The 22,327-nt window shown below is 69.5% G+C and carries 20 protein-coding genes; 9 read left to right on the top strand and 11 right to left on the bottom strand.

Annotated elements, in window-relative coordinates; translation table 11 throughout:
- Window positions 1-41: 41 nt before the first annotated feature.
- From BLR21_RS06795 to BLR21_RS06775, 5 genes are all read right to left on the bottom strand, one after another.
- Window positions 42-548: a YbaB/EbfC family nucleoid-associated protein gene (locus BLR21_RS06795; protein WP_090004821.1), complete on the bottom strand. Its 507-nt coding sequence runs from the start codon at window positions 546-548 to the stop codon at window positions 42-44.
- A gap of 52 nt (window positions 549-600) precedes the next feature.
- Entirely contained in the window at window positions 601-1,356 is a 756-nt protein-coding gene (locus tag BLR21_RS06790; protein ID WP_090004820.1) for an ESX secretion-associated protein EspG, read from the bottom strand.
- Window positions 1,353-2,993: a PPE domain-containing protein gene (locus tag BLR21_RS06785; protein ID WP_143027635.1), complete on the bottom strand. Its 1,641-nt coding sequence runs from the start codon at window positions 2,991-2,993 to the stop codon at window positions 1,353-1,355. The genes BLR21_RS06790 and BLR21_RS06785 overlap by 4 nt, the downstream gene beginning before the upstream one ends.
- Window positions 2,994-3,199: 206 nt before the next feature.
- Complete coding sequence (locus BLR21_RS06780) at window positions 3,200-3,580, bottom strand: hypothetical protein (protein ID WP_090004818.1); 381 nt, start codon at window positions 3,578-3,580, stop codon at window positions 3,200-3,202.
- Window positions 3,581-4,002: 422 nt separating this feature from the next.
- Window positions 4,003-4,764, bottom strand: coding sequence for an ESX secretion-associated protein EspG (locus BLR21_RS06775; protein WP_090004817.1), 762 nt, complete (start codon window positions 4,762-4,764; stop codon window positions 4,003-4,005).
- A gap of 381 nt (window positions 4,765-5,145) precedes the next feature.
- Between BLR21_RS06775 and BLR21_RS06770 the strand changes: the two genes are divergently transcribed.
- Together BLR21_RS06770 and BLR21_RS06765 are read left to right on the top strand one after the other, a co-directional pair.
- A complete protein-coding gene (locus tag BLR21_RS06770; protein WP_090004816.1) occupies window positions 5,146-6,741 on the top strand; it encodes an MFS transporter in 1,596 nt (531 codons plus the stop codon).
- A gap of 87 nt (window positions 6,742-6,828) precedes the next feature.
- Entirely contained in the window at window positions 6,829-8,196 is a 1,368-nt protein-coding gene (locus tag BLR21_RS06765; protein WP_256334510.1) for a collagenase, read from the top strand.
- A gap of 2 nt (window positions 8,197-8,198) precedes the next feature.
- On the opposite strand, the gene BLR21_RS06760 is transcribed toward BLR21_RS06765, so the two are convergent.
- A complete protein-coding gene (locus BLR21_RS06760) occupies window positions 8,199-9,143 on the bottom strand; it encodes a LysR family transcriptional regulator (RefSeq protein ID WP_090004814.1) in 945 nt (314 codons plus the stop codon).
- A 108-nt stretch (window positions 9,144-9,251) separates the two neighbouring features.
- Between BLR21_RS06760 and BLR21_RS06755 the strand changes: the two genes are divergently transcribed.
- On the top strand, window positions 9,252-10,628 hold the full coding sequence (locus BLR21_RS06755; RefSeq protein WP_090004813.1) for an aminopeptidase P family protein: 1,377 nt from the start codon (window positions 9,252-9,254) through the stop codon (window positions 10,626-10,628).
- 44 nt (window positions 10,629-10,672) lie between these two features.
- Here BLR21_RS06755 and glpK (BLR21_RS06750) read toward each other — a convergent pair whose 3' ends face one another.
- Window positions 10,673-12,166 (bottom strand): glycerol kinase GlpK, encoded by a 1,494-nt coding sequence (gene glpK / locus BLR21_RS06750; RefSeq protein WP_090004812.1) that lies wholly within the window; start codon window positions 12,164-12,166, stop codon window positions 10,673-10,675.
- A gap of 25 nt (window positions 12,167-12,191) precedes the next feature.
- Window positions 12,192-12,956: an IclR family transcriptional regulator gene (locus tag BLR21_RS06745; RefSeq protein WP_030475902.1), complete on the bottom strand. Its 765-nt coding sequence runs from the start codon at window positions 12,954-12,956 to the stop codon at window positions 12,192-12,194.
- A gap of 243 nt (window positions 12,957-13,199) precedes the next feature.
- Between BLR21_RS06745 and BLR21_RS06740 the strand changes: the two genes are divergently transcribed.
- The 5 genes from BLR21_RS06740 (at window position 13,200) to BLR21_RS06720 (ending at window position 18,561) form a co-directional block, all read left to right on the top strand.
- Window positions 13,200-13,955 (top strand): MIP/aquaporin family protein, encoded by a 756-nt coding sequence (locus tag BLR21_RS06740; RefSeq protein ID WP_090004811.1) that lies wholly within the window; start codon window positions 13,200-13,202, stop codon window positions 13,953-13,955.
- Between the two features lie 27 nt (window positions 13,956-13,982).
- Window positions 13,983-15,500 carry a glycerol kinase GlpK gene (gene glpK, locus BLR21_RS06735; protein ID WP_090004810.1) on the top strand — a complete coding sequence of 506 codons (1,518 nt, stop codon included), beginning with the start codon at window positions 13,983-13,985 and terminating at the stop codon, window positions 15,498-15,500.
- Window positions 15,501-15,525: 25 nt separating this feature from the next.
- Window positions 15,526-17,136 (top strand): glycerol-3-phosphate dehydrogenase/oxidase, encoded by a 1,611-nt coding sequence (locus BLR21_RS06730; protein WP_090004809.1) that lies wholly within the window; start codon window positions 15,526-15,528, stop codon window positions 17,134-17,136.
- Window position 17,137: 1 nt separating this feature from the next.
- Entirely contained in the window at window positions 17,138-17,434 is a 297-nt protein-coding gene (locus BLR21_RS06725) for a hypothetical protein (RefSeq protein ID WP_090004808.1), read from the top strand.
- A gap of 194 nt (window positions 17,435-17,628) precedes the next feature.
- Window positions 17,629-18,561 carry a glycoside hydrolase family 6 protein gene (locus BLR21_RS06720; RefSeq protein WP_090004807.1) on the top strand — a complete coding sequence of 311 codons (933 nt, stop codon included), beginning with the start codon at window positions 17,629-17,631 and terminating at the stop codon, window positions 18,559-18,561.
- Here the strand turns inward: BLR21_RS06720 and BLR21_RS06715 are convergent.
- From BLR21_RS06715 to BLR21_RS06705, 3 genes are all read right to left on the bottom strand, one after another.
- Window positions 18,555-19,367: a helix-turn-helix domain-containing protein gene (locus BLR21_RS06715; protein ID WP_143027634.1), complete on the bottom strand. Its 813-nt coding sequence runs from the start codon at window positions 19,365-19,367 to the stop codon at window positions 18,555-18,557. The two genes, BLR21_RS06720 and BLR21_RS06715, sit on opposite strands and share 7 nt — an antisense overlap.
- A gap of 60 nt (window positions 19,368-19,427) precedes the next feature.
- A complete protein-coding gene (locus BLR21_RS06710; protein ID WP_030475895.1) occupies window positions 19,428-19,829 on the bottom strand; it encodes an SsgA family sporulation/cell division regulator in 402 nt (133 codons plus the stop codon).
- A gap of 307 nt (window positions 19,830-20,136) precedes the next feature.
- Window positions 20,137-21,078, bottom strand: coding sequence for a pirin family protein (locus BLR21_RS06705; RefSeq protein WP_090004805.1), 942 nt, complete (start codon window positions 21,076-21,078; stop codon window positions 20,137-20,139).
- A 213-nt stretch (window positions 21,079-21,291) separates the two neighbouring features.
- Here BLR21_RS06705 and BLR21_RS06700 point away from each other — a divergent pair, with 213 nt between their 5' ends.
- Complete coding sequence (locus BLR21_RS06700) at window positions 21,292-22,068, top strand: ion transporter (RefSeq protein ID WP_090005091.1); 777 nt, start codon at window positions 21,292-21,294, stop codon at window positions 22,066-22,068.
- Window positions 22,069-22,327 lie beyond the last annotated feature (259 nt).

Raw genomic sequence — 22,327 nt, 5'->3', positions numbered from 1 at the left:
CCGGGAGGAGACGGGAGTGGAGTTTCAGGCATCGCTGTTCCTTACCAGGGCTGGTTGTCGTCGTCGTCTTCGTCGTCCGCACGCCGGCGACGCGGTGCCGCGGCGGGCTGCGGGGCCGCCGCCGGTCGGCTGACCGGGGGAGCCGGAGCGGGTTCCGGCTCGTCGTCGACCTCGTCGTACGGGTCGGTGTCCTCTTCGGCCTCGTCGTCCGGGATCGAGTCCGAGACCATCTGGTAGGCCTCGGTGCCCTCGCCGAGCGGCTTGAAGAGCTCGAGGACCTGCTGTGCCGCCTGCTTCTGGGCCGCACGAGCGGTCTCCAGGATCAACGCGGTGAGCCGGGACCCGCCCAGCTCGACCGCGCGGTGTCCCAGCTGCAGGTTCTGCAGACCGCCGTTGGGACCCACCGTCACGGTCACCGCGCCGTCCTTCGACGTCACGGTGGCGGAGGACGCCGCGAAGTTCTCCGTGAGGTCCTCCGACTTCTGCTTCAGGTCGGCCAGCTTGGCCTCGTACTCTTCGACCCACTGATAGGGGTTCGCGGGGTTCACACGGTCCTCCGGCGGCGGCGGTTCGACTGCGGTTCGGCTGTGACGCGTCAGTTCACGCGAGCACGGCGTCGATTCGGGTGGCGATGCGGTCGTTGTCGGTGGGCGACAGGCTGAGCCAGCCGTCCGAGTTGACCATCAGATAACGGCCCTGGTGGGTGTCGAACCAGTTGATGACGACACCCGACCGCTGGCGGTCCTGGGTGACGCCGAACTGGCCGCCCGCGACGCGGTTCGACGCGAGCTCACCGAACTGCTTCGCGTCCTGCGCGGACAGACCGGCCTGCTGCAGCGCCTCCTGGTCGTCCACCTGGCCGTCGCCGAACAGGTCGTCGTCCGGGCCGGCCTCCTCGGCCTCCTGCAGCACGACGGCGTCCTGGAGCGACTGCACCCGCACGTTCACCGCCGTGCCCGGACCGGGCACGGCGTCGGGCAGCACCTTGACGATCTCGCGGGCGATACCGGTCTCCCGGATCTCCAGCAGCCCGACCCGGTCGTCGTCGATGATCGCCAGCGCGGCGCGCTCACCGTTGGAGACGGCGAGCGCCCGCACCGTGCGGTCGAGACCGGCGACGGCGTCCACGGACACCCTGTGGTCGGCGAGCAGCCGCAGGAAGTCCTCAAGGCGGTCGTTGTCCACGAGGCCCCGCGACCGCAGGTCGTCCATCGTCTTCGTGACGAGCACGCGGCGTTCCTGCTCGGTCGCACCCTCGTTCGGCACGTCGAGCGGGTAGGGCACTCTGCCGAGCCGCAGGCCGTGCCACAGGACGTCGAACTCGCGGGGCGAGAGCAGGAACTCGGGCGTGATCAAGACGACTCGGCCCCCTTCTGCTTCTTGACCTTCGCGGCACCGATCACCGACGGGGGCAGGTTCTCACCGGGGACCTCGAACAGGTCGCCGCCCATGATGTAGCTGGCGGAACGGTGTTCCTTGTCCTCCTCGCCACGGCCACCGGCTCCGGGAGCACCACCCATCGGCGCGCCCGCGCCCATGCCGGCACCGGCCGCCGCGGCGCCACCGGGACCCATGCCCATCGGCATGCCGCCACGGCCTGCCTGGCCCTGGACACCGGCTCCACCACCGGGCTGCATCGCGCCACCACCGGCACCACCGGCACCCGCGGTACCGCCCGCGCCGCCGCCGAACGCGCCGCCACCACCACCGCCGGCACCCATCTGCGGGGTGTACGGCATGGGGCCCTTCGCGCCCGCGCCGCCACCGGCACCGCCACCGCCGCCACCACCACCGGCGCCGCCGCCCGCGCCACCGGGACCGTTGTAACCGGGCGCCGTCGGCGTGTAGGGAGCGGGACCACCCTTGATGTTCTGCGGGGTGTAGTTCGGGTTCGCGATGTCGCGGCCGACGACCGGGGGCTTCGGGATGTTCTGGTTGCCACCGGTGTTCGTCTTGCCACCGGGGCCCATCTGCGGCGTGTAGCCGGGACCCATCTGCGGGGTGTAACTGCTGCCGCCGCCACTACCACCGCTGCCGCTGGTGTGCGTGCTGCCGGGGTTGTAGCCCGGGGCGGTCGGCGTGTAGGCCGCGGCGGTGTTCGTGTTCGTGTTGCCCATCTGAGGCGTGTAGCTGCTGCCGCCACCGGCGCCCCCACCCGCACCGCCGGGTCCGGTGTAGCCAGGAGCGGAAGGCGAGTAGGCCGCCGCGGCGGGCTGGTTCACGCCACTGCCGCCGCCCGCGCCGCCGTTGGTCACGCCGCTGGTGCCGGAACCCGACTGCTGGCCGAGCGGAGCGGCCGTCGCCGTGCCGGCACTCGCCGTCTGGGTCGACATGAGGCCGTCCACGCCGTTGCTGAGCGCGGCCGCGCCGGAGCGCGGCACCGCCATGACCGGTTCCTCGACCTTGCCGGTGTTCGGGTTGAACGGCGGCTTGAAGACGGGCGTCGACGAGTCGATCTGCCGGGAGTTGTTCTCCATGTTGGTCATCACGCCGACCGCCTGGTCGTGCGCCGCGCGCGAGGCGGCGTTGGCGGCCTGGATGTCGGCGGAGGCCAGCACGAAGGCGGGCGTGCCGGGCTGGGAGAGCGCGGCCGCGGCCTTGTTCCAGTCGAACTGGACGGGCTGGGGCATCTGCGCCCTGGCGGTCTCCATGACACGGCCCTGGTCGGCGACCTTGTGACCGACCTCGACGGCCGTGCGCGCGGTCTCGTCGACCCAGGTCCCGAGCTTCTTCATCGCGGCGCGGGCGGCCTCGGCGGCGGCACCCGTCCACTTCGACTCGGACGAGGTGATGACCGAGTTGATGACTCGGGACGCCTCGGTCAGCTCGTTGCCGTACTTGCCCCAGTCGGAGCTGATCTGGCCGGCCTGACCGGGGTCGTTGTTGTTGTGCACCGCGGCATACAGCTCTTGGTGCGATCGAGACGCCCAGTTCTGCGGGTCCGTGAGGACCGGGACGTTCTCGACTTCGCTCGGGTCGGTCTCGGGGGGCATGACCGGCTCGCCTCTCACTCCGTTGGATCAGCTGGCCACTGGTGGTGTGGCCCGGAAAGTTGCCGGGGGAATTCGGGGTCAGGCGGGTGCATCGTGGTGTCGGCCCCACGTCCTCGTACTGGTGGTACGGGGGCGTGGGGGCGGCGCCGCGAGGCGCCCTGCTGAGCGCGGATTGCCTCGCCAGCTTTCCGGGTCGCGCCACTAGATCAGCTGTTACCCATGTGCTTCTTCAGTTCGGCCTGCTGGTCCTCGTCGAGCCTGGTGAAGTTGCCGATCGCCTCGACGATCGAGTTCTTCGTCTGCTCCAGAACCGTGCGGTACGCGGTCATGACACTGACGAACGAGTACTGCTCACCCTCGGCACGATGGGTGAACTTGTCGCGCATCTTGTCGCCGACCGGGTTCGCACCGAGCGGTGCGGGGCGGGCGATGCTCGTGTTGGCGCGCTCGATCCAGGAGTCGACCTGGTCGATCTGGGCCTGGAACTGCTTGCGTAGTTCCTCGCCCGCGTCCGGGTCGATCTGCACCTGACCCGAGCTGACGGTGTCCCCGAGCGGGACAGCGTCTTTGTCACCGACGATGTACATGCGGGCAGTATCGGGTGTCTTTTGGCGCAACGCTTACTTTGCGGCGTGCGAGTTACCAATTGAGACCCGTGTTCACAATGCGTTGCCACGGACCGAAACGGGCCACGGTCGGGTGAACATGGAGTAACGGGCGTGATCGTTTGCGCTGGTTGTGGGAGCGCTCTCCGGGTGCTGCCCGTTCGGGCTCTCGATCTCTGTTCGCATCCCTGGAACGGCTCTTGACCTGGGGTGCTGTGACCCAAATCACATCAGCCATTCACGCGGATTTAGGGCTCTCTTGAGGTCCGTCACCAGCTGGTTCGGCGTTCACCGGATCGGCTGAACCTTTGGACCGGCACAAGAGCACGGGCGCACTCCGGAGAGTACGCCCGTCCTGACCGTTTTGGATCATTGTTGTGCGCTGGGACGCACCGCGTTCACCTTCAGGCCAGCACCGCGTCGATCCGCGTCGCGATCCGGTCGTTGTCGGTGGGCGACAGGCTGAGCCAGCCGTCGGAGCGGACCATCAGGTAACGGCCCTGGTGGGTGTCGAACCAGTTGATCACCACGTCGGCGCGGTGCCGCCCGTGTGTGACGCCGAACTGGCCACCCGCGACCCGGTTCTGCGCCAGCTCGTCCATCTGGCGCGCGTCCTGCGCGGACAGTCCGGCCTTCAGCAACGCCTCGCGGTCGTCCAGTTCCTCGTCGGCCGCGCCCCACGGGTCCTCGGAGTCCTCCTCCTGCTCGGCCTCCTGCAGTGCGACCGCCTCCTGCAACGTCTCCAGTCGCACGGACAGCGCGCTGCCGGGGCCCGCGACACCCTCGGGCAGCACCCGGACGATCTCGCGGGCCAGCGCCGTGGCCCTGATCTGCGAGAGGCCGACGTTGTCGCCGTCGATGACGGCGAGCACGGCCTGGTCTCCGCTGGACGCGGCCAGCGCCCGCACCGTCCGGTCGAGCCCGGCGACGGCGTCCACGGACACCTCGTGGTCGCCGAGCACCTGCAGCAGGTCCTCCAGCCGCACGTCGCCGGCGATGCCGCGCCGGCGCAGGCCGGCGATCGTCCTGTCCTGCAGTGCCTTGACGTCCTGCTCGGTCGCTCCTTCGCTGGGCACGTCGAGCGGGTACGGCATTCTGCCGAGCCGCAGCGTCTGCCACAGCACCTCGAACTCGCGGGTCGACAGCAAGTACTCGGGCGTGATCACGAGTGCTCGGAACCTTTCTGCTCTGCCTGCTTTGCGCGCAGTATCAAGCAGAATTGGGGCAACCGTTCACCATTGAGCGAATACGCACCCGGTTGAGACGAATGTTCACAATCTGTCGTGGTCCGGGGAATCGGGCAGATTCCGGGCGAACGCAGGCAGGGTGAACGCTTGTTTTCGCAGGTTCCGAGAGCGCTTTCAGGACGTGAACAGGGCGGACACCCGCCGCCCGTTCATGCGTCCGCGGCGGCAGGGTCCTCGGTAGCGATGTGATCCAAATCACTTGCGTACGCGAGGCGTAGTTCTCTCGGTAGCTTCAGTGTTGACCGAAAGAAGTGGTCGCGGCGTTCGGCAAGCGGCACCCGCGGATGTGAAGATCGGCGAGTGACCGTCTCCTCGTGGGCACCCTTGCGCCACAACGCGTTCCGTGCGCTGTGGCTCGCCCAGTTCGCCTCCAACATCGGCACGTGGGCGCAGACCGTCGGCGCCCAGTGGCTCATGGGCGACCTCGGTGGCAGCGCCCTGCAGGTCGCGCTCGTCCAGACCGCCACGACGCTGCCGGTGTTCCTGCTCGTGGTGCCGTTCGGGGCACTGGGCGACATCCTCGACCGGCGTCACGTGCTGATCTCCGGCCAGGCGTTGATGCTGGCGGGCGCGGGCGGGCTGATGCTGCTCGCGGGCACCGGCAGGGCCACGCCGGCGAGCCTGCTCGGGTTGCTCGCGCTGATGGCGATCGGGCAGGCGTTGTCGATGCCGTCGTTCCAGGCGATCCAGCCGGAACTGGTGTCGCGCGAGGAGATTCCGCAGGCCGCGCTGCTCAACGGCGTCAACATGAACGTCGGGCGCGCGATCGGGCCCGCGCTCGGCGGGTTGCTGATCGCGCTGGCGGGGCCGGAGGCGACGTTCGCGTTCAACACGGTCAGCTTCCTCGGGGTGCTGATCGTGCTCACGCGGTGGAAGCGGCCGTCGGACCACCGGCCGCTCGGCGCGGAGCACATCACGACCGCGATGCGGACGGGCGCGCGGTACGTGGCCAGTTCGCCGCTGTTCCGGCGCGTGCTCACGCGGCTGACGTTGTTCATCGTGTTCGGCAGCGGGTTGTGGGCGCTGCTGCCGGCGATCGCGCGCGGCCCGTTGCGACTCGACGCCGGCGGGTACGGCGTGCTGCTCGGCAGTGTCGGTGCAGGGGCGATCGGCGGCGCGTTCGTGGTGCCGAAACTGTTGCGGCGCATGAGCAAGAACCGGATGGTCCTGTTCGCGACGTTCGTCTACGCGGGAGCGACGAGCACGGCGGTGCTGACGCCGAGTTTCGCGCTGGTGATCGTGGCGATGTTGCTGACGGGGGCCTGCTGGATCGCCACGCTGTCGACGTTCAACGCCACCGCGCAGGTCCTGCTGCCCGCGTGGACACGGGCGCGGGCGCTGGCCTACTACCAGCTGATCCTCATGGGCGGTCAGGCGCTGGGGGCGGTCGTGTGGGGTGCCATCGCGGTCGCGTACAGCCTCAAGGTGGCCATGATCGTGCCCGCGGTGGCGATGGTCGTGCTGGCGCTCGCGGCGACCAGGTGGCTGCCGCTGAACGACCGGCCGCTCGACGTCAGTCCCGCCACGTACTGGGAGGCGCCGCCGGAGATCACCGACACCGCCGCCGGCCCCGTGCTGGTCACGGTGGAGTGGCCGGTGGCGCCGGAGAACGAGGACGCGTTCATCGACGCCATGCAGCGCGTCGGCCGGGCCCGCAGGCGCACCGGGGCGACGATGTGGGGGTTGTTCCGGGACACCGAGCAGCCCGGGACGTTCCTGGAGACCTTCATCGTGGCGACGTGGCAGGAGCATCTGCGCCAGCACGTCGAACGCGGCACCGTCGTGGACCAGCAGAACCAGGACACGGCTCGTGCGCTGGCCAAGGGACCCGCGCACGTGCGGCACCTGCTGTTCGCCGAACCGACGAAGCCGGACCAGTCACGGGTGGTTCCATAGCAGCGCGCTATGAGCGGAAGGGATGATTCCGGGGCGGCGGCCGGTGTGACGCTCGGGGGCACCTCGAACCCTGCGGAGGACACCCTGATGAGATCACTCGCCCTGGTCCTGGCTCTGCTGGCCGGGTTGCTGGCTCCTGGTGTGGCGCAGGCCGCCGCTCCGGGCACGCCGAACAGCCCGTTGCTGCCGCCCGCTGTCGCCAGGACCATCCTGCACGCCGCGCCCGACTCGACCATCTACAGCGCCGCTCCCGACTCGACCATCTACACCGCCGCGGTCGCCGACTACCCGGCCGAACTGCGCGCGTTGACCCGTCTGCTCGACACCTACACCAGCGCCGACGACGAGGCCGTGCACGCCGGCATGCTGCTGCTCTACTACGGCCACGCCCAGCCGGAGTTCCTCGCCGCGGTGCGCGCCGAGCCGGAGGTCCTGCGGGCGCTGCGCCGGTTCGTGCTGGGACACCTGGACCTCTTCGGCACCGACCGCCAGTACCTCGTCCAGAACGCGACCCGCGAACTGGGCAGGTTCTTGCAGCACAACGACATCGCACCGCGCGTCCGCCCGTTGCTCGCGGACCTGGCTTCGCGCGGTGACGTCGTCGGCCGGCTCGCCCCGATGTGGGTGGGCGTCGCGGAGATGGTCGACTGGTACGACAAGGCGAACTGCCGCCGCTACGGCACGTGCGACTTCCGCGCTCGGATCGACCGTCGCGTCCTCACCGTCCGGCACACCTGCAGTGCCACGCTGAAGATCCGCGCCCAGCAGCTCACCCGGACGCAGCTGCGCCGGACCTGTTCGTCGTTGGCCGGGCAGGATGCGGCGTTCCACCGGGTCGTGCGCGATCCGGGACCCGTTGCCGGTGACCGGAACACGTCGCTGGAGGTCGTCGTCTTCAACACCGGCAACGACTACCGGACGTACGCCGGGGTGCTGTTCGGCATCTCCACCAACAACGGCGGCATGTACCTGGAGGGCGACCCGGCGCTGAACCAGGCGCGGTTCATCGCGCACGAGGCCGACTGGCTGCCCACGTTCGCGATCTGGAACCTCAACCACGAGTACACCCACTACCTCGACGGCCGGTTCGACCTGTACGGCGACTTCGAGGAGAACATGACCACGCCGACGGTGTGGTGGATCGAGGGCTTCGCCGAGTACCTCTCGTACAGCTACCGGGGCGAGGTCTACGCCGACGCGCTGGCCGAGGCGAAGAAGCGGACGTACGCGCTGAGCACGTTGTTCGACACCACCTACGACCATGACACCAAGAGGGTCTACCACTGGGGTTACCTGGCGGTCAGGTACCTCGTGGAGAAGCACCCGGCCGACGTCGCGGCGGTGCTGGCGGACTACCGGGCAGGGGACTGGGCGGGCGCCCGGGACCACCTGACGCGGGTGATCGGCAACCGCTACGACGCTGACTGGTACGCCTGGCTCGGGTCCGTGAACTGACGTCAGCCGGCTGAGGTGAGGGCCGCGCCCCGTTCCTCCCACCAGGGCCGGAACACCGGGCTCGCCAGCGCCTGATCCGAATAGGCACCGAGCACCTCGGCGAACACGCGGCTGGCCTGACTCCAGGTCAGCCGCTCCCGCCGCCACGCGAACACCAGCCGCATCCGCATCGGCGCCCCCGCCATCGGTCGCACCGCCACCCCCGGACCGCCCTGCGACGTCGGCTCGACCAGCTGTACCGCCTTGCCCGCCGCGATCAGCTGGCGGCCCGCGCCGCTCGGCATCTCGAACCGGATCCGCGGCACGAACCCCACCGCCCGGCACGCCGCGCGCAGCGCCGTCAGCGAGCCGTCCTCGGCACCCGGCGGTCCCACCCACGACTCCCCGGCCAGGTCGGCGAGCTCCACCTCGCGCTGAGAAGCAAGGCGATGAGCAGCGGGAATGGCGATGTACACCGGTACCCACGGCACGACGATCCGCTGTGCCACCCCACGGGGCAACCCCAGGTCGCCGTCCTCGTCGACCGCGATGACCGCCGCGTCGAGGTGACCGTTCGCCAGCGCCAGCGCCAGGCCCGTCGAGGACGGATCGACCACGAGCGTGATGTCGGGGAGCACTGCCTCCAGCCGGGTGTACAGCGGGGCGACGCACTCCATGTGCACCGAGCCGAGCCGGGACGGGCCGTCTCGCTGGGTCATGTCCGAACCGAACGCGTCCAGCTCGACCAGCAGCAACCGGGCCCGCTGCAGCATCTGGGCGCCCAGCGCCGTGGGTTCGGCGCCGGCGCGGCCGCGGTCGAAGAGCCTGCCGCCGACCAGGCGTTCCACCCGCTGCAGCAGGGTGGTGAGCGAGGGCTGGGAGATGCCGAGCTGCGTGGCCGCGCGCGACAGGCTGCCCGCGTCGCCGATGGCGCAGATCGCCCGCAGGTGCCGGATCTCCAGTTCCATAGCCTGAGGCTATCCCCGATCTGGATTGGCGAGACCCCTCCGGTAGGAGGAAGGGTGGCAGGAAGGACCACTCTGAGAGGACGCGAATTGGCTCGGACACGCCGCGACATGGCGAAACTGGTGGACGCGGACGGTTTCCGCACGTACATCCGCGACGGTTGGGGTGAGTGGGACAGCTCCGTCGACCTGCCCCGGGGCACGGCCGAGGCGGCCGCGGCTCACCGCGCCAGGCTCGTGCAGGCGCTGCCGGGCAAGCGGATCACGCTGGCGGCCGGGCGCGCGCACGTCAGGTCCAACGACACGTTCCACGAGTTCCGCGCCGACAGCGACTTCGTGTGGCTGACCGGCTGCCAGGTCGAGGGCGCCGTGCTGGTGCTGACCGACGACGACGCCACGCTGTTCGTGCCGGTCCCGAGCGAGACCCACAGCGTCGACTTCTTCGGTGACGCCGACCGCAGCCCGTTCTGGATCGGCGCCGCCGCCGGTCCGAAGGAGTGGGGTCAGGCGCTCGGCATCACGGCCCGGCCGCTGGAGGACCTCGCGAACGCCCTGCGCGGCCGCCACCCGGAGACGCTCGTCGCCAAGGGTGTCGACCCGCTGCTCGACGCGCTGACCGGCTCGCACAGCGACGAGCTGCGCACCGTGCTCGCCGAGCTGCGCCGGATCAAGGACGACTGGGAGATCGACCAGCTCCGCCAGGCCGTCGACGCGTCGGTCAAGGGCTTCGCCGACGTCGCCATGGAGCTCGGCCAGGCCGTGCGCGGCGGGGGAGAGCGCTGGCTGCAGGGCACGTTCGACCGCCGCGCCCGCACCGAGGGCAAGGGCCCCGGCTACACCTCGATCGTCGCCGCCGGCCCGCACGCCCCGGTCCTGCACTGGACGCGCTGCGACGGCCGCGTGAACGACGCCGACCTGCTGCTGCTCGACGCCGGCGTCGAGATGAACTCCCTCTACACCGCCGACGTCACCCGCACGTTCCCGGTCAGCGGCGAGTTCAGCGCGCCGCAGCGCCAGGTGTACGACCTCGTGCTGAAGTCGCACGTCGCCGCGCTCGCGGAGGTCCGGCCGGGCAACGACTACAGCGCGTTCCACCACACCGCCATGCGCGTGCTCGCCGAGGGCCTGCACGACTGGGGCCTGCTGCCGGTCAGCGTCGACAAGGCGCTCGACCCGTCCGGCCAGCACCACCGCCGCTACATCGTCTGCGGCACCGGGCACTTCCTCGGCCTCGACGTGCACGACTGCGCCGACGCCCGCCAGGAGACCTACCAGCAGGGCATCCTGGAACGCGGCATGGCGCTGACGGTCGAGCCCGGCCTGTACTTCCACCCGAACGACGAGACGCTGCCGCCGGAGCTGCGCGGCATCGGCGTGCGCATCGAGGACGACCTGGTCGTCACGTCGACCGGCGCGGACATCCTGTCCGACGCGCTGCCGATCGAGACCGACGACGTCGCCGCGTGGGTGCGCAAGCAACGCTCCTGACCCTGGCTGTGGAGGCGCGTCTCGCGGACGCCCGAACAGCAGACCTAATTGGACGGAGTGGAGCGGGCCCACGCGAACGTGAGTTCCACGGCCCGCTTCCAGTTCGCGTACTCGTCCTCGCGGTGCCGGGCGTCCATCGCCGGGTTCCACCGCGCGGCCAGGTGCCAGTTCCTGCGCAACCCCTCCAGGTCCGGCCAGTACCCGGCGGCCAGACCCGCGGCGTACGCGGCGCCCAGTGACACGGTCTCCGCCACCAGCGGCCGCATCACCGGGATGTCCAGCACGTCGGCCAGGAACTGCATGAGGAGGTGGTCGGCGGTCATCCCGCCGTCCACCTTCAGCACCGGCGTCGGCACGCCGAGGTCGGCGTTCATCGCGTCGACCACCTCGCGGGTCTGCCAGCCCGTCGCCTCCAGCACGGCTCGCGCCAGGTGGCCCTTGTTGATGTACGACGTCAGCCCGACGACGAGCCCGCGCGCCTGCGAGAGCCAGTGCGGCGCGAAGAGGCCCGAGAACGCCGGCACGATGTAGCAGCCGCCGTTGTCCTTCACCGTGCGCGCCAGGGTCTCGATCTCCGGCGCGCTGTGGATCAGCCCGAGGTTGTCGCGGAACCACTGCACGAGCGACCCGGCGACGGCGATCGAGCCCTCCAGCGCGTACGTCGGTTCACCGCCGATCTGGTAGCCGATCGTCGTCAGCAGCCCGTGCTTCGACCGCACCAGCTCGGTGCCGGTGTTCATCAGCAGGAACCCACCGGTGCCGTACGTGCCCTTGATCGACCCCTTCTCGAAACAGGTCTGCCCGAACAGCGCCGCGTGCTGGTCACCCAGAGCCGCGGTGATCGGGATGCCCGGCACCACCCGCGTCGTCCTGCCGTTGATCTCGGACGACGGGCGGATCTCCGGCAGCATCGAGGACGGCACGCCGAAGAACTCCAGCAGCATCGGATCCCATTGCCGCGTCGAGAGGTTCATCAGCATCGTCCGCGACGCGTTGGTCACGTCCGTGACGTGCAGGCCGCCGCTGACGCCGCCGGTGAGGTTCCAGATCAGCCAGGTGTCCATGGTGCCGAACAGGACGTCGCCGCGGTCGGCCTTCGCGCGCAGCCCGGCCACGTTGTCGAGCATCCACCGCAGCGACGGCGCCGAGAAGTACGTCGCGAGCGGCAGGCCGCAGCGGTCGCGGACCTCCTCGATGCCCTGCTTCTTGCCGAGCTCGGTGACGAGGTCCTCGGTCCGGATGTCCTCCCAGACGATCGCCCGTCCGATCGGGACACCGGTGTGCCGGTCCCACAGCACGAACGTCTCGCGCTGGTTCGTGATGCCCATCGCGACGACCTGGTCGGCGCTGATCCCCGCCTGCCGCAACGCCTGCGGCACGATCCGGTCGACGTTGCGCCAGATCTCCACGGCGTCCTGCTCGACCCAGCCAGGCCGCGGGTGGTACTGCCGGTGCTCGCGCTGGGCGACCGCGACGAGGCGGGCGTTCTGGTCGAACACGATGCAGCGCGTCGACGTCGTGCCCTGGTCGATCGCCATTACGAACCGTTGCACGGCGAGCCTTTCAGTTCTCGTCGACAAGCGAAGTGGTGACGGATTCCGCGGCCTGCACGACCTGACGCACCAGCGTCGCACGCGGACGTCCCGTGGAGTCGCACAGGCGGTCCGCCGCGCCGGAGATGCCGATCGCGCCGATCACCAGGCCGCCGGGGATCCGGATCGGCGCGGCGATGCTGGCCTCGCCCGGCATGTACTCCTCGGCCTCGCCGGCCCAGCCCTGCCCGCGCACCTCGGTCAGCACGCGCTCCAGCATCTGGGTGCGCGTGATCGTCCTGCGCGTCAACGACGTGAGCTCCCGCCGGCGTGCGGCCGCCGACAGGTCCGGGTCGTAGGCGAGTAACACCTTGCCCAGCGCGGTGGCGTGCAACGGCAGCATCGCGCCGATGCCGAGTGTTTGCACAGAGTCATCGGGACGGAACACGTGGTGCACGACGAGCACGGCGCCGTCGTGGTGCATGCCGATCCGGACCTCCTGGCCGGACCGCGCGGCGAGCGTGTCGGCCCAGTTGATCGATCGAGAACGCAGCTCGTTCGCGTCGAGGTAGGACGTTCCCAGGTGCAGCAGCGCGGCGCCGAGCCGGTATCGCCCGGTCGTGTGATCCTGCTCGACGAACTCGACCCGTTGCAGCGTACGGAGAATCCCGTGCGCGGTGCCCCTCGCGAGACCGAGCGAGTCGGCTATCTCTGTGAGACCGTGGTGGCCGGAGCCACGCGCCAGCAGCCGCAGCACGGCTGCGGCTCGTTCGATCGACTGGATGGGTCCCGGCACGCGAGAAACGTAATTGAGACGACCCGTGTCGGCAATGTCGAACAGCTAAGGCGCCCGTCACCCCTGGAAACAGGCCCGAAACGCCTTGCCTGCGCACAGCGTGACCACTCGGTCACACCTTCGGGGGTCGCAGGTGTCGACATTGTCGAAACGTCCCTGTTGAGCAGGCGTGACGTGGGTCATTACGTTCCGCCTCAATCACCACGTGGTGATCAGCCGTTCAAGGACGAATGGGAGGCCAGCGTGGGTCTCGGGACAGTGTTCCTCAGCGAGGTGCTCGGTACGGGCATCTTGCTGTTGCTGGGTGCGGGTGTGGTGGCCAACGTGCTGCTCGCCAAGTCGAAGGGTTTCGACGGCGGCTGGCTGTTGATCAACTTCGGTTGGGGCCTCGGCGTCTTCGCCGGTGTCTACATCGCTTACAAGTCGGGCGCGCACCTCAACCCCGCCGTGACGATCGGCATCCTCACCAGCGGCGCGGACGAGTTCGCACCCGGTGTGCCGGTCGGCGTGGGCTCGACGCTCGTCTACTTCGCCGGTGAGATGGTGGGCGCGTTCCTCGGTGCCGTGCTCGCGTGGCTCGCGTACAAGCCGCACTTCGACGAGACGCCCGACGAGGGCCTCAAGCTCGCGGTGTTCTCCACCGGCCCGGCGATCCGCAGCTACACCTGGAACCTGGTGTGCGAGATCATCGGCACGTTCGTCCTGGTCTTCGTGGTCCTCGCGCTCGGCAAGACGCCGACCCAGCTCGGCCCGCTGGCCGTGGCCATGCTCGTCGTCGGTATCGGTGCGTCGCTCGGTGGCCCCACCGGTTACGCGATCAACCCCGCCCGTGACCTCGGCCCGCGCATCGCGCACGCGCTGCTTCCCCTGTCCTACAAGGGAACCGACGGTGAAGCGGTGGGCAAGAAGGACTCCGACTGGAGCTACTCCTGGGTGCCGGTCGTGGGCCCGATCATCGGTGGCGCGCTCGCCGGTGTGATCGCCTCGCTCGCGTTCTGATCTGACCATCCGGAAAGGACAGTTTCGATGACGCAGTACGTTCTCGCCGTCGACCAGGGCACGACCAGCACGCGGGCGATCATCTTCGACCACAGCGGCTCCATCGTCGCCGTGGGCCAGAAGGAGCACGAGCAGATCTTCCCGCGCGCCGGCTGGGTCGAGCACAACCCGGTGGAGATCTCCGAGAACACCCGGTTCGTGATCGGCCAGGCGCTCTCCGCCGCCGACCTCAACACCGGTGACCTCGCCGCCGTGGGCATCACCAACCAGCGCGAGACCGCGGTGGTGTGGGACAAGAACACCGGCGAGCCCGTCTACAACGCGATCGTCTGGCAGGACACCCGCACCCAGGCGATCGTCGAGGAGCTCGGTGCCCTCGGCGGCGGTGCCGAGCGCTACAAGGCGAAGGTCGGCCTGCCGCTGGCCACCTACTTCTCCGGCCCCAAGATCCGCTGGATCCTCGACAACGTCGAGGGCGCCCGTGAGCGTGCCGAGGCCGGCGACCTGCTGTTCGGCAACACCGACACGTGGACGCTGTGGAACCTCACCGGCGGCCCCAACGGCGGCGTGCACGCCACGGACGTCACCAACGCGTCGCGGACCATGCTGATGGACCTCGACACCTTGTCCTGGGACGCGGAGATCGCCGCCGACATGGGCATCCCGCTGTCCATGCTGCCGGAGATCCGTTCCTCCTCGGAGGTCTACGGCAACGGCGGCCCCGGCGGCGTGCTCAAGGGCGTGCCGATCGCCGGCATCCTCGGCGACCAGCAGGCGGCGACGTTCGGCCAGGCCTGCTACGAGCCCGGTACCGCCAAGAACACCTACGGCACCGGCAACTTCATGCTGCTCAACACCGGTACCGAGAAGGTCGCCTCGAAGAACGGCCTGCTCACGACCGTCTGCTACAAGATCGGCGACGAGGCTCCCGTCTACGCCCTCGAGGGTTCGATCGCGGTCACCGGCTCGCTGGTGCAGTGGCTGCGCGACAACCTCGGCATCATCGGCTCGGCCGCGGAGATCGAGACGCTGGCCAAGACGGTGGACGACAACGGTGGCGCGTACTTCGTGCCGGCGTTCTCCGGTCTGTTCGCGCCGTACTGGCGAGCGGACGCCCGCGGTGCCGTCGTCGGCCTGACCCGGTTCGTCAACAAGGGTCATCTGGCGCGGGCCGTGCTGGAGGCGACGGCGTTCCAGACCCGCGAGGTGCTGGACGCGATGAACGCCGACTCCGGCGTGCCGCTGACCGAGCTGAAGGTCGACGGCGGCATGGTCGCGAACGAGCTGCTGATGCAGTTCCAGGCGGACGTCCTGGACGTGCCGGTCGTGCGTCCCGTGGTCGCCGAGACGACCGCTCTCGGTGCCGCGTACGCCGCCGGCCTGGCCGTCGGCTACTGGTCGTCGCTCGACGAGCTGCGCGCCAACTGGTCCGAGGACAAGCGCTGGACGCCGGAACTCGACTCCGCCGAGCGCGAGCGCGAGTACCGCAACTGGAAGAAGGCCGTGACCAAGTCGTTCGACTGGGTCGACGCCGACGTTCGCTGACTTCTTTCCTTAGGAGCTGAAGAAGTTGTTCGCAAGGCTGGATCCGGCTCGCCGTGCCCGCTCGCTCGAAGCGCTGGGCAGCACGGAGTTCGACGTCCTCGTCGTCGGAGGCGGGGTGGTCGGCGCGGGCGCTGCTCTCGACGCGGCGTCGCGCGGCCTCTCCGTCGCCCTGGTCGAGGCCGACGACTGGGCGGCGGGCACGTCGAGCCGGTCCAGCAAGCTCGTCCACGGCGGGCTGCGGTACCTGGAGCAGCTGGAGTTCAAGCTGGTCCGGGAAGCTCTGAAGGAACGCGGGTTGCTGCTGCGCCGGCTCGCACCGCACCTGGTGCGGCCGGTGCCGTTCCTCTTTCCGTTGAAGAAGCAGTGGGAACGCGCCTACGTCGGCGCGGGCGTGCTGCTGTACGACTCGATCGGCGGCGCCGGGGCAGTGCCGATGCACCGGCACCTCTCCCGCCGCAAGATGGCCTCGGTCGGACCGTCCGTGGACTCCTCCGCGTTCGCCGGCGCCATTCGTTACTACGACGCACAGATGGACGACGCGCGGCTCGTGACGACGCTGGTCCGCACGGCCGCCCAGCACGGCGCCACGGTCGTCTCGCGCGCCCGGGTCACGTCGCTGTTGCGTTCGGAGGGCCGGGTTTCCGGTGCTTCGGTGCGCGACGAGCTCTCCGGCGTGACGCACGTCGTGCGGGCCCGGCGGGTGATCAGCGCGACCGGGGTGTGGACCGACTCGCTGAACTCGATGTCGCCCGGCACGCCGCCGTTCCACGTGCGGATGTCCAAGGGCGTGCACGTGCTGGTGGAGCGGTCGAAGATCGAGCTCGACGGCGGGCTGATCACGCAGACCGAGAAGTCGGTGCTGTTCGTGATCCCCTGGGGCGCCTACTGGATCATCGGCACCACGGACACGCCGTACTCCGGTTCGCCCGAGGACGTGGTCGCCACTTCCGAGGACGTCTCTTATATTTTGGACCACGTCAACGCCGTACTTCGGCAACCGTTGTCGGTGGACGACGTCGTGGGCACGTACGCGGGCCTGCGGCCGTTGCTCGCCGGAGCGTCGAGCGACACGTCGAAGCTCTCCCGCGAACACGCCGTCGCGCAGCCCGAGCCGGGGTTCTTCGTGATCGCGGGCGGCAAGTACACGACCTACCGCGTGATGGCCGCGGACGTCGTGAACGCGGCTGTTTCCGGCCTCGGGCGTGCGGTGGCGCCCTCCCTGACCGCGCGCCTGCCGTTGTGCGGTGCCGTCGGTTTCCAGGAGCTGTGGGCGGACCGGGCTCGGGTCGCCGCGGAGTCCGGTCTGCCCACGTCCACTGTGGAGCGTCTGCTGCGCCGCTACGGCTCGGCCGTGTCCGACCTGCTGGCGATGATCGCGCAGGACTCTTCGCTCGCCACGCCCGTTGCCGGGTACCTGGCGGCGGAGATCGTGTACGCCGTGACGCACGAGGGCGCGCTGGGGCTGGAGGACGTGCTGGCCCGGCGGACCCGGATCTCCATGGAGCACCTGGACTTCGGTGCGTCGGTCGCCGGTGAGGTCGCCGATCTGATCGCTGGTCCGCTGGGGTGGTCTTCGGCCGAACGTGACGCGGCGGTCGAGTCTTATCGGGCTGACTCGGAGTTGGCGGCGAGATGAGATGGACAGCGCGGAGCTGATCGAGAGGTTGCGGCGGGAAGGCGGCTTCCGGCTGCTCCCGCTGCTGGGGAACACCGGGCAGGTCGCAGGGGTGCACCTGGCCCGGTTCCTTCCCGGCGGGCAGCTCGACGTGATCCAGGCGTGGGACGAGCGGTGGGCCGTGTGGGCCCGGATGCCGGACTCGCTCGACCCGGCAGCGCCGTTCGCCGGGCCGGGTGGGGGAGTGGTGCGGAGTGGGCCGCTGGCTCGGGTGGCCGCGCCGCTGTTGCCGTTGCAGGCCGGGCTGCTCGCGCCGTAGCTGCTGTCTGCCGTGGCGGGCCGGGGTGTTCGTGCCGTGACGGCCGGGCTGCTCGTGCCGCTGTCTGCCGTTGCGGGCCGGGGTGTTCGCGTCGTGACGGCCGCTGTGCGCCGCTGTCTGCCGCCGCACGCCGCTGCCTGCCGTTTCAACCTCGGCTTACCGCCCCTTAGGCGCCCTGCGCGAGGGTCGGAGCCATGATCAGAGCACTCGCGCTGGCCCTGCTGGCCGTCGTCGCCACGGCCCCGGCCGCGCACGCCGCCAGCCCCGTCGGCATGACTGACGGCTTCTACGTCGACCCCGACTCCAACCCCGCCGTGTGGGTGCGCGACCACGCGGGCGACGGGCGACAGGCCGCGATCAAAGCGAACATCTCGACCAAGCCGATCGCCCGCTGGTTCGGCGCCTGGAGCGGCGACATCAGGACCGCTGTCAGCGGTTACGTGAACAGGACCGGCACCAAGCTGCCCGTGCTGGTCGCTTACAACATCCCCGGCCGCGACGCGTGCGGTGGCCACTCCGGCGGCGGCGCGGGGACGCCTGAGGCCTATCGGACCTGGATCTCCTCCTTCGCTTCGGCGATCGGCACGCGGCCGGCCGTCGTGGTGATCGAGCCTGACTCGCTGGCGGACTTCGGCTGCATGGACGGCGGCAAGGTCGCCGAGCGCACGGCCATGATCAAGTACGCCGCCGAGCAGTTCAGGGCCAAGGCGCCCAACACGTGGGCCTACCTCGACGCGGGCAACGCGCAGTGGGTGCCGGCCGCGACCATGGCCGGCCGCCTGGACTCAGCCGGTGTGCGCAACGTCCGCGGCTTCTCGATCAACGTGTCGAACTACCACACCACCGCGGCCTCGACGGCGTACGGCAACTCGGTCAGCGGTGCGCTGCCCGGCTACACCAAGCCGTACGTGATCGACACCAGCCGCAACGGCAACGGGCACAACGGCGAGTGGTGCAACCCCGGCGGGCGCAAGCTCGGCACGCCCGCCCGTACCGGTGGCGGTGCGGAGATGTTGTTGTGGGTCAAGGTCCCCGGCGACTCGGACGGGCGATGCGGCAAGGCGCCGGGTGTCGAGGCGGGCAAGTTCGACCCGCAGCTCGCGTTCGACCTCGTGTACGGCTACTGAGCCGCCAGGGCACGCAGCGGTGTGGGCCCGCGGTACTCCGCGAGCTTGCGCCGCGTCTGGTTCTCGTCCAGGGCGATCTCGCCGAGGAGGTCGAAGAGCGCGCGGCCGCGTTCGACGGCGGTCTCGCCCTGGGCGAAGACCTTGGCCAGGCCGGACTCCGCGTAGACGAGCGGTGGCGCCTTCTCGAACTCGAACAGCGTGCACGCCGACTGGAACGCCGCCGTGGCCGCCTCTTCCGGCACGACGCGGATGATGGCGGAGTTCGCCAGGAGCCACACGTACTGCTCCTCCATGACCTGCTTGGTGCCGAGCCGCATCCGCAGCGCCAGCTCGTGCAGGTAGAAGACGCACTTGGGGCCGTTGGGGCGGCGCATGACCGCCTGCCTGTCCAGGTCCTCGACGGCCTGCCCGGTCGCGGCCTGCAGGGCGCGCGCGTAGTTCGGCGTCTGCAGGAGGCTGTTCACGGTGAGAACGTCGTAGGCCGTGATGCCGGTGGCCATCGCCTCCGTCATCGCGAGCGTGCGCGTGGTGTCCGGCGTCTGCGCGAGGTACGGGTCGAAGGCGTTGTGGTAGCGGCGGAGGAAGTCCTCGAAGTAGTCGATGTCCTTGCCGCAGACCGTGAGGTACTGCGCGAGGTCGATGTCGCTGCCGCGAATCTTGCCGTGCTCGAGGTTGGAGACCTTGCTCGGGTCCCAGCCGAGCTGCAGCGCCATCGCGCGGCCCCTCAAACCGGTGAACCTCTGCCGGAGGCGGCGCAGCTCGTCGCCCAGATCCCTGCTGTACGCGGTGGAAGTCGTCACTGTCACGACTTCGAACGTATGGGTTGGAATTACTCCATGGTACGGGCTCGTTCGGGTGAAAACGCGCTAGTCGATCAGCTTGCGGAGCTCCGCGTCGAAGTCGACGTAGTCGCTCTCGCAACCGGGGGAGACCACGTCGTAGGTGGAGTTCAGGAACTCCTGCAGCTCGGAGGACCGCACGTGGAACACGGCCTGCGACACGTCGGAGCGCAGTTCGAGCACGGCGGTCGTGGAGTTGTGGGGCCGCAGCCGCACGTCACCCGCGCCGCTGGTGGTGATCAACCCGTCGGCGAGCAGGTCCCGGCTCACGAGCCACACGGTCTCCTGGCGTCCCATCCGGAACGTCATGGTCACGGCGTGCGGGTCGTCGGCGCGGTAGCCGAGCTCGACGTCGACGGGCAGCGGGCGCCCGGACGGAGCGATGAAGGCGAATGTCGAGTCGGCGCCCACTCGTGTCACGTTCCTCATGCCCCCTAAGACGTCCGGCAGCCTCCGTGGATGCCCCGATCAGGAAAATGGATCGGAACGTGATTTTCAATGGTCCTCGAGTATGACTTTTCACATGCAGTGGCGACGGCCAGGTGAGACGGCGTGGCCCAGGTGCTCTGACCAGGCATTTTGTTATATTCGCCCTGGTCGGGTTCGGTCATCTGTGGACGAGGTCACGAGATGAGACGGCTCGAATGCCGGGACGGCGTGAGGTGGGGAACCTTAATTCCGGTTAAAGATGGAGGCGCTTTCCGTAGTTAATTCGGCACGCAAAGTGATGCCGGGGTCAGGCCGGGTTGCCGCGGGGCCGCAGCCGGCCGCCCGGCAGCGGGGGTGCCGGCAGGCGGGCGCCGGGGTAGCCCTCGACCCGGCCGAACCGGTCGGTCTCCGCCTGCCATTCCTCCCGGAACGCGGCGATCTCGTCGTGCGTGCGCCCGACGAAGTTCCACCACATGACGATCTCCTCGCCGAACGGCACGCCGCCCAGCAGCACGACCCGCGCGCCGCCGGCCGACGAGAGCGTCAGCGTCGGACGACCGGTGCCGACGTAGCCGAGGTCGCCGGGCTCCAGAGCGGTCTCGCCCAGTGCCACGTCGCCGGTGTCGAGCAGGACGCCGTGCTCGAACGACGGCACCACGTCCAAGGTCAGCGACGCACCGGCGGACAGCACGATCTCGACGCCGAGCAACGGCGTGAACGTCCGCACCGGGGACGTCGAACCCGCGAGCGAGCCGAGGAACACGCGCATCGAGGCGCCGTCCGCCACCACGGTCGGCGGGACGTAGTGCTGGAAGTCGCGCGGCGCGTCGCGGTGGGCGTCGGGCAGGGCGAGCCAGAGCTGCACGCCGTGCAGGACCGAGGACGAGGCGGTGGACTGCTCGGAGTGGCAGATGCCGCTGCCGCCGGTCATGAGGTTGAGCTCGCCGGGGCGGACGAACGCGTGCACGCCGAGGCTGTCGCGGTGCTCGATCTCGCCGGTGAACAGCCAGCTGACGGTCTGCAGGCCCGTGTGGGGATGCGGGGCCACGTCCATGGTGACGTCGTCCGGGCCGTAGTGGTCGCAGAAGCAGCAGGCGCCGATCAGTGAGCGCTGCTTCTGGGGCAGCGTCCGGCGCACCGACATCGCGCGCGGGCCGCCCAGCGGGACGTCGCGCGGGGTCAGCACTTCCACGCCGCCGGAGGTGGAGGTGCACGTCACTTCTGCGGGCTCGGCCTCGACATTGCTCACGGGGTCGATCGTAGGCCGATGCGGGGGAACGGTTCGTGACCACGTGCCGGCCGAGAGGCCAGGCAGCGGTTCGCGAACGTCGTGGACGTGTTGGCGGACAAGCACCTCGCCCGCACCGCCAGCCGGCTGGAGTTGATCAACACGACCGGGTGAACAGTTGGGCCGCCTCGACCGCCGATAGGTAGACAACCCCTGTCGTAGGAGCAGCAAGTGATGATGGTGCGCGCCCGCGTCGGCGAGTTCGTGGAGAGCAACCGGTTCCAGATGTTCATCGTCGGCGTGATCGTGGTCAACGCGGTCACCCTGGGGGCGGAGACGTCGACCGTCCTGCACGCGAAGTTCGGCCCCGTACTGACGACGATCGACCACCTGGCACTGGCGATCTTCGCGGCGGAGCTCTCGGCCCGGCTGTACGCGTCCGGCTGGAAGTTCTTCAAAGGCCCTTGGAACGTCTTCGACTTCGTGATCGTCGTCGTGGCGCTGATCCCGACCGCGGGACCGTTGTCCGTGTTGCGCAGCTTCAGGATCCTGCGCGCGCTGCGGCTCGTCGCGATGGTGCCGAGCATGCGCCGGGTCGTCACGGCGCTGGTGCGCTCCATCCCGGGCCTGCTGTCGTTGTCCGGTCTGCTGGTGCTGCTCGTCTACGTCGGCGGCGTGATCGCGAGCAACCTGTTCGGCGACACCGGAGACCCGCGCTTCGCGGGCCTCGGCCCGACGTTGCTGACGCTGTTCCAGATCACGACGGGCGACGGCTGGTCGGACGTGATGCGCGACCTGATGGAGCAGAAGCCCTACGCGTGGATCTTCTTCCTCATCTACCTGATGCTGGGGTCGTTCACGATGCTCAACCTGTTCATCGCGGTGGTCTGCAGCGCGATGCAGGAGGAGGTCATGCTGCCCGCGCCCCGTTCCGCGGCGCACGACGACCTGCTGCTGCTGGAGGTCCGGGCACTCAGGGACGAAGTGCGGGCGCTGCGTCAGAACGCGTGAAACAGGTGACGACGCGCCACGGGCTCGTCCAGCCGACGTGGAATCCTGGCCCGGTTTGTCATCCGGTCGGGCGGCAGAGAACCCACGAAAGTGGGGATAACTATGTGCTTGTACGGGTTAGGAGGCCCACCGGAACGCGACATCGGCCTACCCGTTCGTGTCCGAACCAAGCCTGATCGGCGGATCGCCGATTGGTCCGTCAGCTGCAAAGGTCAGTTGCTGTTCGGCAGTGAGCGTTCCAACGAACAGGAGCCACTCA

This window comes from Lentzea albidocapillata subsp. violacea (assembly GCF_900100275.1).
Taxonomy (GTDB): Bacteria; Actinomycetota; Actinomycetes; order Mycobacteriales; family Pseudonocardiaceae; genus Lentzea; species Lentzea violacea.
Note: the sequence above shows the minus strand (reverse complement) of the source record. Positions and strands in the feature narration are given on the sequence as shown.

Bases quoted from the DNA above. Each gene is read 5' to 3' on its own strand.
- glpK (WP_090004812.1), bottom strand. From the start codon at position 12,166: ATGGCGATCGACCAGGGCACGACGTCGACGCGCTGCATCGTGTTCGAC.
- BLR21_RS06710 (WP_030475895.1), bottom strand. From the start codon at position 19,829: ATGAGGAACGTGACACGAGTGGGCGCCGACTCGACATTCGCCTTCATC.
- BLR21_RS06780 (WP_090004818.1), bottom strand. From the start codon at position 3,580: ATGTACATCGTCGGTGACAAAGACGCTGTCCCGCTCGGGGACACCGTC.
- BLR21_RS06765 (WP_256334510.1), top strand. From the start codon at position 6,829: ATGAGATCACTCGCCCTGGTCCTGGCTCTGCTGGCCGGGTTGCTGGCT.
- BLR21_RS06755 (WP_090004813.1), top strand. From the start codon at position 9,252: ATGGCGAAACTGGTGGACGCGGACGGTTTCCGCACGTACATCCGCGAC.
- BLR21_RS06720 (WP_090004807.1), top strand. From the start codon at position 17,629: ATGATCAGAGCACTCGCGCTGGCCCTGCTGGCCGTCGTCGCCACGGCC.
- BLR21_RS06785 (WP_143027635.1), bottom strand. From the start codon at position 2,993: ATGCCCCCCGAGACCGACCCGAGCGAAGTCGAGAACGTCCCGGTCCTC.
- BLR21_RS06725 (WP_090004808.1), top strand. From the start codon at position 17,138: ATGGACAGCGCGGAGCTGATCGAGAGGTTGCGGCGGGAAGGCGGCTTC.
- BLR21_RS06700 (WP_090005091.1), top strand. From the start codon at position 21,292: ATGATGGTGCGCGCCCGCGTCGGCGAGTTCGTGGAGAGCAACCGGTTC.
- glpK (WP_090004810.1), top strand. From the start codon at position 13,983: ATGACGCAGTACGTTCTCGCCGTCGACCAGGGCACGACCAGCACGCGG.
- BLR21_RS06760 (WP_090004814.1), bottom strand. From the start codon at position 9,143: ATGGAACTGGAGATCCGGCACCTGCGGGCGATCTGCGCCATCGGCGAC.